Genomic DNA, 10,191 nt, shown 5'->3' with positions numbered 1-10,191 from the left:
GACGGGTCCCGCCCGGTGCGCACCACGGCAAGCTTCGTGGGACGAAGCTTGCCGTGGTGCGCACCGGGCGGGACAGCGTGATCGCCTTCGAGGCGCGGGGGCGGGTCGGGAACGACGGGGCGGTCTGTTCGCAGGGGGTGCTCGTCTATCGCGTACGCAGCGAGACCGTGTCCGGCAGCGGGCCCATCGAGGTCCTCGACGCGCACCCCGCCTCCGCCGCCTGCTGGGAAGACTCGGTCTATCCGCCGCTCGCGGACGCGCCGATCGGGCTCGGGGAGAGCTTCACGGTGCCGGGGGAGGGCGTACGGATCGAGGTGGAGAACCGCACGGCTTCGGGGGCGTGGACGGTGACGGTCTCCAGCGGGTGAGCCGGGTACGCGAAAAGCCCCCCGCTTCCGCGAGGGGCTTCTCACCGTCTGTGCGCCGCCAGGGACTCGAACCCCGGACCCGCTGATTAAGAGTCAGCTGCTCTAACCAACTGAGCTAGCGGCGCTTGCTGACGTCGTAGACCTTAGCACCATGGTCGGCGGGAGGAAAAATCGATATCCGGGCCGCCCGAGCTGCACGTACGGCCGCCCAGAGCAGGACCTCGGGGCCGGGCAGCCAGGGCCGGCGGGTGTCGGGGGCGACCAGCCAGCGGGCGGTCGTGGGTGTGGGTGTGGATGCGGTACTCGTGGGCGGGACGGTCGCGGGTGGGACGGTCACCGCGTCGCCACTTCCGTGGCAGAGCAGGGGCGGGATCGCGCGGCTGCGGCCCGCGCCGCCGTCGGAGCCCCACTCCTCCCACTTCAGGAGCGCGGGCAGACGCTGCGCGGTGCCGGGGGTGGTGAACAGGAGCATCCGCCCCCGGTATGCGGCCACCGGGCCGGAGCCCGGTCCCTCGCCCCACAACCGGTCCAGCATGTGGCGGCCGAAGAGCGCGGGGGCGTTGACGACGTCGAAGGCGGAGCCGCAGGGGAGGATCACCGGAGCGCTGGGCCGGTCCTCCCGGACGGTCGGCGTGCCGTGCTTTGCCGCGGACGCGAGCCAGGCGGCTCCGCCCGAGGTGAGGGTGAGGGCACCTTGCGGGACGGTGCGGGCCGGATTCCGTGTGCTGCTCATGCCGCTCATGGCGCATAGATCTACCGGCGGTGAGTGCCCGGTTTCTGTGGGTCGCCGGAAATCGGGACAGGAGGGGTGCGAGTGGGGTAGCTTGCCTGCCCGGCATATGCCCGACGGTCTTTCCCCGGCTCATTCACCAGGTCTCGTTCCCCCGGCTCGTTCCTCTGGCCTCGTTCCTCCGGCCCCGTGCCCCGGCTCGTGTTGTCCCCGGCCTCGTTCCTCCGGCCCCGTGCCCCGGCTCATTCCCCGGCTCGTGCTGCCCCGGCCTCGTTCCTCCGGCCACGTTCCCCGGCCTCGTGCCCCGGCTCAGGTGAGGTCGCCGATTCCGTGTCCGAGTCCCTTGCCGTTCGTCCCGCTGAGCAGTTCCCGGCCGTACTCGACCATGCGCTTCGCGTAGTCCTCGGTCCACTCCGCGCGCTCGGCGATGTCGGCCGGCGTGAGCCGGTCGAACCGGCGGGGGTCGGCGAGCTGCGCGGCGGCGATCGCCTGGAACTCGACGGCGCGGTCGGTGGCCGCGCGGAACGCGTGCGTCAGCTCCGTGGCACGGGCCAGCAGCGCCCGTGGATCGTCGATCGACTCCAGATCGAAGAAGTGCTCCGGGTCGGAGGCAGCCTCCGCGGGCTCGAAGAGCAGGGGCGCGGGGCGAAGCCGCGGCTCGTTCCGACGCGGCGTGGGCTCCGCCATGACTTCTCCTCCTCGTACGGTGGACGGCCCGTCCGTGTGGGTGGGCCACCGTCCATTGTCTCTTGCCTGCGCAAGTGGGCCTGCGGGGCTCTGCCCGGCCGCCGTTCCGGTCAGGGGTGCCATGGCACCCGGTGTTCCGACAGGTGCGCCAGCACCGCGTGGTTCGCCTCCCAGCCGTCCGGGAACTTCACCGTGACGCCGAGCTGGACCGGTTCCGTGGCGGGGTGGTCGTCCAGGAGGTCGGTGACTCCGGCGCGGCAGACGACGATGCAGGCGTGGCGGTGGCGGGAGGACAGGACGCACAGGCGGCCCGTTTCCAGGTGGAAGGCCGTCGCGTCGGGGCGGCCCGAGAGGGGGTGCAGGACGACGGTGACGTCGTACTCGCGGCCCTGGAGACGGTTCGCCGTGTCGACGGTCACGTCCCCGGCGCCCAGCTCCGCGAGGGCCGAGCGGACCGCCGCCGCCTGATCGCGGTGGGCCGTGCCGACGGCGATGCGATCGGCGGTGAGGGGGGTGGGGCCGTCGGACCGCTCCGACGTGGCCGCGCCGCCCCGGTCCAGGAGGCGGCGTACGACCTGGGCGAGTGCGCGTACCGCCTCGGGGTCCGTACGAGGTGTGTGGCGCGCCGGGAGTTCCAGCAGGCCCCAGCCCGTCTCGGCCGCCTCGTCGATGACCCGGTCGGGGCCCGAACCGTCCGACGGGACCGCGAAGTCCAGGCGCCGGTCGTCGTGGTCCGTGCCGCTGCGGAACGGGGTGTACGGGTAGAACGCCGCCGAGACCAGCGGCGCCGCCGACGCCGGGAGCCGCCAGGACACCGGCAGCCGGTGCTGGGGCAGCTCGGGGTTGTGGGCGAGGAGCGTCGTCACGGCGGACGCGGACGGGTCGTACGACAGGCCCGCCCACTGCTCCGAGCCGACGATCGCGAACGGGTCCAGCTGGCCCGGGTCGCCCACGAACAGCGCCCGCTCGAAGAGCCCGGCGACGGCGAGCAGTGCGTCCGAGCGCATCTGGTACGCCTCGTCGACGATCGCGTGCCGCCAGGGCTCGACGCCCTTGACGTGCGCCCACTTGGCGGCCGTCGAGATCACGACGTCGAGACCGGAGAGGTCCCCGGCCTTGGCGGACTTGCGGACGTTCGGCAGGTCGTCGAGCGCCTTGTCGTACGGGTCCGGGTCGCTGCTGTGCAGACGGCCGACGGGCAGCTCGGGGTTCTTCTCGGCGAGACGCAGGACGAGGTCGTCGACCTGCGCGTTGGTCTGCGCGATGATCATCAATGGGCGTCCGGCGTCGGCCAGTTCGAGCGCAGCCCGGACGACGAGCGTCGACTTGCCGGCGCCGGGCGGCGAGTCCACGACGACTCCGCGGTGCGTCCCGTGCAGGGTGTCGCGCAGGATCGCGTCAGTGGCGCGGCCGGCTTCGGCGCCGGGGTCGAACGATTCCCTGAAGGATGCCCTGGGAGGCTGGACGGTGGTCACAGGACGTCCTCCTCGGTCACCGGGTCGGCCGGTGGCTGAGTCGCCTCACCCGGCGGCCCGCCGTGTGTCCACGGTGTCTCCTCCGGGTCGGGCAGCTTCGCGCCGCCCCGCTGCTCGTGCTCGAAGAGCGTGAAGCAGACGAGGTCGCCCTTCTCGGGGACGGAGCCGGCTTCGGGCTCCTTGCCGCGGCCCATCTTGTCGACGACGCGCAGGACGACCGAGGCCGCGGCACCGTCGTCCTCGTATGCACCGTCGTCCCCGTATGCGCCTTCGACGTACTCGACGAACTCCGCCGCCTGCGGCTTTCCGCCCAGCGAGCGGTAGACCTTGGCGCGCTCGGCGAGGTGCGGCCGGTCGTCCGTGCGGACCGTCACGAGGGGGCGCGGGCTGGGGCGCTTGCTCTCGCTGTACGCCATGACGACGTCTGTGACCTCGCCCGCGAAGGCCTCTCCGGCGAGCCGCCGTCCGGCCATGACCAGTGGATCGTCGAGGGCTTCCTGGGCTTCCAGGCGCGCCTGTTCGCGCTCGCGCGTGGCCAGCTTGTTCGCGGCGGTGACCGCGTCGTCGCGGCGCGGCTGCGGGGGCTCACCGGCGAGGACGCGGTCCCGGTGGCCGGTGAACGACCAGCGGTCGCGGGTCCACCGGTCGGCGGCGTGGGCGCCCTCGGGCAGCGCGCGCAGGAGGTCGAGGCCGCGCCACACCGCGTCCCAGGTGGGGCGGGTGCGGCTCTCGACGAGGGCGCGGATCTCGCGCTCGGCGGCGGTGAGTTCACCGAGCCGGTCGTCCGCCTGCAGGCCGTCCTCGGCGGCCGCGAGTGCCGTACGCGCGCGGTCGTAGCGCTCGATGGCCGGGGCGAGCAGCTTGTTGTCGAACGCCGGGTCCGTGGCGGGCCCGGCGGGCGGGCACAGGAGCTGCCCTTTGGCGTCCCGCTGGAGCTCGGCCCGCAGCGCGGCCTCGGCGCCGGACTCGCCCTCGGCCGGGTCGATCCAGGCGAGCAGGGCGCCGAGGTGCTGGTCCTCCAGGTTGCTCTGGCCGGTGGCCCAGTGCCGCGACAGTACGTCCGTGAGGGCGAGCAGCAGCGCGGAGCCGGGCACCCGGGCCCGCTCTCCGTAGTGCGTGAGCCATCGCCCGAGCAGCGGTACGCGCGGGGGTGCCGGGTGCGGCGTCTCCGGGTCCTGCTCGGCGGTGCGGCGGAAGCGCATGGAGCGCCCGAGGAGCCGTACGAAATCGACACCGGCCCGGTTCGGCATGATCAACTGCGGTGCGTCCGCGCACAGTTCGACCTCGACCTTGACCCGCTTGCCGGTCTCCGGGTCGGTCTCGGTGCGCTCGGCGGTCTCGACGGCCTCCCCGTACGAGTCGATGTAGGGCAGCACGATGTCGGCCAGCTCGGCGAGGAACGCGAACCGCAGATCCCGGTCCCGCGGCTGCGGCACGACGAGGAGCCGTGGTGCGTCCCGCTCCGTGCCCACAAGGGCCCCGAGCGGTGCGCCGGCCTCCCCCGCGGTGGTGAGCGGCACGAACACGAGCGGCCGTTCGGAGAAGTGCCGGTGCCGCACGGTGGTGAGGGGCTGCGCCCGGCCGGTGTCGACGGCTTCGAGGCGGGCCAGGGTGGCGATCAGCGACATGAAGCCCCCTGACCCTGACGGTCGAGGGACTGGCCGCCCAGCGCCTCCGTCCGCAGCTCCGCCGCCCTGCGCAAGGCGGCCACCGCCGGATCCCGCGGATCCCCGGCCGTTCCGCGGGCCGCGGCCAGTACGTCGTCGACCGTCGTCAGGCCGCCCAGCTCGGCGCGCAGGGAGCGGCCCAGCGAGGTCACCGCGCCCTCCGCGCGGGAGCGGGCGCGGCAGTGGAAGGCGAGTTCGCAGGTGGAGAGGCATTCGGGGGCGTACGTGGCGGGGACCGACTCGACTGCCGTGGTCAGGTCGCTGGTGGGGAGGTCGGGGTCGAAGCAGGTGCCCTCCGGGAGGGAGTCGGCGATGTCCTCGATGCGGGTGAGGCGGTCCAGCTGGCGGCGGGTCACGGAGCGCTGCTTGCGGACGTCGACGGCGGAGGCGGTGGGGAGGTTCGAGAAGTCCTTCGGGCAGACCAGGAGCACCGAGTGCCGTACCTCGGGGACCGGGGTGAGCCGGTCCGCGACCCGCTCCAGCGCCAGTACGTACACCGCGGCCTGTCGCGCGGCCGCGCCCACCTTCGCCGCGTCCGCCGAGCCGTCCAGCATCGGGAAGGACTTGATCTCGACGACCGTCCAGCTCCCGTCGGGATGCACCACCACCGCGTCCGGCTCGAGGAAGGCGGGGGAGCCCGCGACGTCCAGGGCGAGCATGGGGTGGTCGAGCAGCGTCCAGGCCGCGGCCCCGGTGGCCTCGCGCAGCGCCAGTTCCGTACGGGCCGCACGTCCCTCGGGGCCCACGGCCGCCAGGTCGGGAACGAGTCCGGTCTCGGGCGGCTCCGCCCCGGCGTCCAGCTTCTCGTGCACCAGTCGCAGCAGCTCCGCACCCCCGTCGGCCTTGACCCGGGCCTCGAAGGCATTGCCCCGCATGAAGGCGAACTGCGACTGCCCGAAGGCCGACGGGGAGCCGAGCGCGCTCGCCAGCACCGCCTTGTTCACCCCCGCGCCGTCGAGGATCGCGCGTCGCTTGCAGCCGGGGTTCGCGGCGAGCGCCGCGAGGGCGCGCGCGTCCAGCGGCTGTGGGGGAACCGCCGGACCGCGCAGCTCAGCGAGCCGGTGCCGGAGCGCCGTCCCCCGCGTCGGCGGGACTCGCTTCGGGATCGGCTCCCTGCTCGGCGCCGGGGGTGGCACTGACCTTGCGCTGTCGGGGAATTCGCTCACCCGTGGAAGTCTGGCATCCACCACTGACAATCGAGGAACTTGCGCCACTTGAGCCCACCGTGACTGATGCCTTGGCTGGTGTCGTGGCCGATGTCGTGACCGGGTTCGTGGCCGATGTCGTGACCGGGTTCGTGTCCGGTGTCCCGACCGGTGCCGTGCCCGGTGTCGTGTCCGGTGCGAGACGCCGGATACCGAGTCGTTCCCGAGCCATGTCCGCGAGCCGCAGCACCGGCCGGGTCAGCAGCAGACCGACGCCCATCACGGCGGCGCCCGCGAGCGCGTCGAGGAAGTAGTGGTTGGCGGTGCCCATCACCACGATCGTGGTGATCAACGGGTACGCGACCCCCGCGACCTTGGTGAGCCGTGTGCCGCCGTACCGCCACAGGATCACTCCGCACCACAGCGCCCAGCCGACGTGCAGGCTCGGCATCGCCGCGTACTGGTTCGTCATGCCGCCCAGGCCCCGCGGCGCGCTCGCCTCGCCGCCCCACCAGCCGTAGTCGCTGTACTGGGCCATCGTGTCGACGAATCCGTACCCCGCGGACAGCAGCCGGGGCGGGCAGGTGGGCAGCAGCGTGAAGCCGATCAGGCCGATGAACGTGGAGGTCATCAGCCAGGTGCGGGCCGCCCGGTAGCGCACGGCCCGGGACCGGAAGACCCACACCAGGACGACGGGCGTGACCATGTAGTGCAGCGACGCGTACCAGAAGTCGGCCGGTATGCCGAGCCAGGGCTCTCGGGTGAACAGGCGGTTCAGCGGATGCTCGGCGTTGAGGTAGAAGATCTTCTCCACGCGCAGGATGGTCAGACCGTGGTCGACGGCACTGGTCACATTCCCGCGCGCGAGCAGCCGGCCGGCCGAGTACACGGCGTACACCAGCAAGATCAGCGGCAGCTCCGTCCACCAGCGGGGCCGGGCGGGCAGGACCGCCTCGGTGCCCGGTACATCGGTCCGCCGCATCCGATCGCCCTCCCCCTTCTTCTCCCGTGGCCGATGCGCCACGCCCCTGGGTCCAACCTATGCGAACGCCTGAACGGGGCGCCTCGGTCCTCGAAGACGCAGAGATCGCCCAGTGGGTTGCCCCGGAGAAGCCTCGGCGATGATGGAGCGATCCACCAGAGGGTCATCCCTGATCCATCCCTGAGTCACCCGGAGAGGCTGAATTCATGGCTCCGCGCATCCTGCTGGCCCGGCACGGACAGACCGAATGGTCGCTGGCCGGCAAGCACACCGGCAGGACCGACATTCCTCTCCTGGAGGAGGGCAGGCGCGGCGCCAAGCTGCTCGGCGAGCGCCTGCAGCGGGCGCCGCTCGGCGGGCTTCCCGGGGCCGAGGTGCGTACGAGTCCGCTGTCACGCGCGCGTGAGACCTGCGAACTCGCCGGGTTCGGCGACCGGGCGACCGCCTGGGACACGCTGATGGAGTGGGACTACGGCGCGTACGAGGGCCTGACGCCCGCCGAGATCCAGGGGGAGCGGCCAGGCTGGCTGATCTGGCGCGACGGGGTGCCCCGGGGCGAGAGCCTCGCCGAGGTCTCCGCGCGCGCGGACGAGGTGGTCGCGTGGGCCCGCTCCGCCGACCGCGACGTGCTCGTCTTCGCGCACGGCCACATCCTGCGCTCCATAGGCGCCCGCTGGCTCGGCCTCGACCTGGACTTCGCGGCCAGGATCCGCCTCAACCCGACGTCCCTGTCGGTGCTCGGCTGGGCCTACGGAGAGCCCGCGATCGAGACGTGGAACGACTGCGGGCACCTGCCCGCGTGAACGGTCAGGCGCCCGCGTAAAGCCCCTTTGAGTGCCCTCTCCGTGCCTGAGAACCCCCTGCCCTACGCCGTCCGCGGAAGTGCCGCGTGCCGTTCCAGGAAGTCCGACACCCCGGAGGCTCGGCGATGCGGCAGCAGTACGCGGGCCGTTCCCGCGAGCATCGTCTGGACCCGTGACGACTGCACCAGGTCCAGGAGATCAAGGACGCGCAGACCGGCCGCGGCGGCCTCGTCGGGGTGCCCGGCACGGGCCAGGTCGTCGGCGAGTTCGGCGGTGTAGAGCGCGATGTTGCGCGTGAAGTGGGGGTCCTGGAGGCGCGCCGCACGGCGGGCGTGGTGGGCCGCGCGCGGCCAGTCGCCGAGTGTCGACCAGCACTGGGCCTCCAGGCCCGCCAGTTCGGCCGCTCCGTAGAAGCTCATCCACTCCGGATCGGCGTCACCGGGCCCGCGGTCGTACAGCGCCTGGGCGCGGGCGAGCGCCTGTTCGCAGCCGGTGCGGTCGGCGAGCCCGGCCCAGCCGCCGGCCTCGCGCAGCGAGAGCAGCGAAAGGAGCCGGGCAGAGCCCAGCGGACGCGCGGCGCGCTGCGCGGCCTGCGCCGCCCGCACCGCCTCGCGCGGGCGCCCCGCGTCACGCGCCAGGAAGGACGTGTTGCAGAAGGCATGCGCCTCCAGGCCCGGATCCCCGGCCACCCGGGCGGTCGCGAGTGCCTCTGCGTAATGCGAGCGCGCGTCGCCGAAGCGCCCCGAGTCGTGCGCCAACCAGCCCACCGAGATGGCCAGTTCACCCGCCCCCGCGTGCAGTCGCTCGGCGGTCGCCCGCCGTGTTGCCCCCGCGTCCAGCAGGGCGTACGCGGCCCGCAGCGGAGCCGCCGCCCTCCGGTACAGCCCGTCGGCGCCGTGCCGGTCGTCGAGCAGCCGGATCTGCCGTACGGCCTCTTCGAGCGCACCCGCCTCGGCCTCGCCGACCCGGTGTACGGGACGGCCCTCGGCCGCGGCGGTGCCGCCGAACGTGAACCCCAGAGGGCCCAGGGAGGCGGCCGCCACGGTGGCGGTACCGCCCGTCATGAATGCGCGACGCTGCACGTCGCTCTCCTCGTCGGTCTGATCGTGGTACTCGTGCATGTTGCACGTGTCTTGCGTGTCATACGGCTCGTGCGCCCCTTCCGTCTCATGTGGGGCAGACGCCCGGATCGAGGTGCGTGAAGGGAGCGCCTCGTCGGTCGTACGCGCCCCTCTTCCACGTACCGATGCGCGGGGCGCGAACCCCAGGTCGGTCAGCGTCCGGCCGGGGAACATGTGCAGGAACACCCGCTCGTACGCGTAGTTCGGACAGCGGATCTCCCCCGCCTCGACGCGCCCCACATAGCGCGCGTCGCAGCTCACCCGCTCCCCGATCTCCCGGGCGGCCCGCCGGACCGCCGCGGCGAACTCGCCCGGCGAGCGCTGCCCGCGCAGCTCCCGGAAGGCGAGGTTCGGCCGCGGTGGCCGAGGTGACTGGGACGACGAGGTCGTCGTTGTCGACGCCATGGCCGGGCCCTCTCTCGCGAACCGTCGAACCATGCCGGAATCAGGGCGAGTTGATCACCTCTCACCCGGTTTCCGGCGGGCAAGAACGTACCCGCTGTGACAAGCCGACCACGCGTGGTTTGGCTACAAACCGGATATCTCATCCATGATCTGCCATGAACTGCCATCCTTTGCGGCTGAGTTCTGCCGTAGCCGTTGACACCCCGGGGCGTTGAACCATGCGGTGAGTTCGATCGAGGAGAGGTTCCATGATGGAGGCCGGCATGGAGACCAGGCAGTGCGTCGATCCCTGTGCGCCGCTCGGGACGGCGTCCCCGTCCGGCGGTGAGGAGACCGAGGACCCCTGCGATCTCGTCACCGTCCCGACGCGGCAGGGACTGGAGGCCGTCGACATCCTGCGGCGCGGCGCCTCGGAGGCCGTCGGCCCCGTCCTGCACGACGGCAGCTGCGACACCCTCGGTTTTCTGGTGCCCGCGGGCACGGCCGACGCCTGGGACGTACCGGGCAGCACCTGCACGCAGACGGACGGCCGCGGCGTCAGTCTCGTCACCGAGGCCGCGGGCGCTGAGGGTGCCCAGTCCTCCGAGCCGCCTGTCGAGGGCTCCGGCTGGCTCCTCTCTCCGGAGGAGTCCGACCTCGCCACCGACCCCGTCGTCCTGCGCGCCGCCCTGGACGAGGCAGCTCGCCTGATCGAGGCCGCGGACAACTGTCGCTGAGCGGGACACCTTCCTGGCCCCGGCCGACCGCCGCTTCCTGGCCCCGGGCATCCGCTGCCGCTGAGCCGCCCCGCCCCCACCCCCCGATAATG

The 10,191-nt window shown here is 72.8% G+C and carries 9 protein-coding genes, 1 tRNA gene and 1 pseudogene; 3 read left to right on the top strand and 8 right to left on the bottom strand.

Annotation, left to right across the window (positions count from 1 at the left end):
* A pseudogene (locus tag G5C60_RS47160) lies at window positions 1–368 on the top strand (M6 family metalloprotease domain-containing protein); the annotation flags it as partial.
* A gap of 51 nt (window positions 369–419) precedes the next feature.
* On the opposite strand, the gene G5C60_RS47155 reads toward G5C60_RS47160, so the two are convergent.
* The 7 genes from G5C60_RS47155 to G5C60_RS47125 all read right to left on the bottom strand — a co-directional run bounded on the left by G5C60_RS47155 (window position 420) and on the right by G5C60_RS47125 (window position 7,054).
* A tRNA-Lys gene (locus G5C60_RS47155) sits at window positions 420–493 on the bottom strand.
* Window positions 484–1,101 carry a hypothetical protein gene (locus G5C60_RS47150; RefSeq protein WP_165269870.1) on the bottom strand — a complete coding sequence of 206 codons (618 nt, stop codon included), beginning with the start codon at window positions 1,099–1,101 and terminating at the stop codon, window positions 484–486. The genes G5C60_RS47155 and G5C60_RS47150 overlap by 10 nt, the downstream gene beginning before the upstream one ends.
* 306 nt (window positions 1,102–1,407) lie before the next feature.
* On the bottom strand, window positions 1,408–1,785 hold the full coding sequence (locus G5C60_RS47145; RefSeq protein ID WP_165269868.1) for a hypothetical protein: 378 nt from the start codon (window positions 1,783–1,785) through the stop codon (window positions 1,408–1,410).
* 110 nt (window positions 1,786–1,895) lie between these two features.
* Window positions 1,896–3,260 carry an AAA domain-containing protein gene (locus tag G5C60_RS47140; RefSeq protein ID WP_165269866.1) on the bottom strand — a complete coding sequence of 455 codons (1,365 nt, stop codon included), beginning with the start codon at window positions 3,258–3,260 and terminating at the stop codon, window positions 1,896–1,898.
* Window positions 3,257–4,888 carry a hypothetical protein gene (locus G5C60_RS47135; RefSeq protein ID WP_165269864.1) on the bottom strand — a complete coding sequence of 544 codons (1,632 nt, stop codon included), beginning with the start codon at window positions 4,886–4,888 and terminating at the stop codon, window positions 3,257–3,259. Before G5C60_RS47135 ends, G5C60_RS47140 begins: the two co-directional genes overlap by 4 nt.
* Window positions 4,879–6,033 carry a hypothetical protein gene (locus G5C60_RS47130; RefSeq protein ID WP_165269872.1) on the bottom strand — a complete coding sequence of 385 codons (1,155 nt, stop codon included), beginning with the start codon at window positions 6,031–6,033 and terminating at the stop codon, window positions 4,879–4,881. The genes G5C60_RS47135 and G5C60_RS47130 overlap by 10 nt, the downstream gene beginning before the upstream one ends.
* Window positions 5,978–7,054: a phosphatase PAP2 family protein gene (locus G5C60_RS47125; protein ID WP_165269862.1), complete on the bottom strand. Its 1,077-nt coding sequence runs from the start codon at window positions 7,052–7,054 to the stop codon at window positions 5,978–5,980. Before G5C60_RS47125 ends, G5C60_RS47130 begins: the two co-directional genes overlap by 56 nt.
* Before the next feature lie 206 nt (window positions 7,055–7,260).
* Here G5C60_RS47125 and G5C60_RS47120 point away from each other — a divergent pair, with 206 nt between their 5' ends.
* Window positions 7,261–7,857, top strand: coding sequence for a histidine phosphatase family protein (locus G5C60_RS47120; RefSeq protein WP_165269860.1), 597 nt, complete (start codon window positions 7,261–7,263; stop codon window positions 7,855–7,857).
* 62 nt (window positions 7,858–7,919) lie between these two features.
* Here G5C60_RS47120 and G5C60_RS47115 read toward each other — a convergent pair whose 3' ends face one another.
* Window positions 7,920–9,383 carry an NsdA family TPR-like regulatory protein gene (locus G5C60_RS47115; protein WP_165269858.1) on the bottom strand — a complete coding sequence of 488 codons (1,464 nt, stop codon included), beginning with the start codon at window positions 9,381–9,383 and terminating at the stop codon, window positions 7,920–7,922.
* 248 nt (window positions 9,384–9,631) lie between these two features.
* On the opposite strand from G5C60_RS47115, the gene G5C60_RS47110 reads away from it, so the two are divergent.
* The gene (locus G5C60_RS47110; RefSeq protein WP_165269856.1) at window positions 9,632–10,099 is read left to right on the top strand and encodes a hypothetical protein; all 468 of its coding nucleotides are present in this window, start codon (window positions 9,632–9,634) and stop codon (window positions 10,097–10,099) included.
* Window positions 10,100–10,191: the final 92 nt, after the last annotated feature.

The sequence above is a fragment of the Streptomyces scabichelini genome (assembly GCF_011045015.1).
Lineage (GTDB): Bacteria > Actinomycetota > Actinomycetes > Streptomycetales > Streptomycetaceae > Streptomyces > Streptomyces scabichelini.
This window is presented reverse-complemented; position numbering and strand designations above follow the sequence as displayed.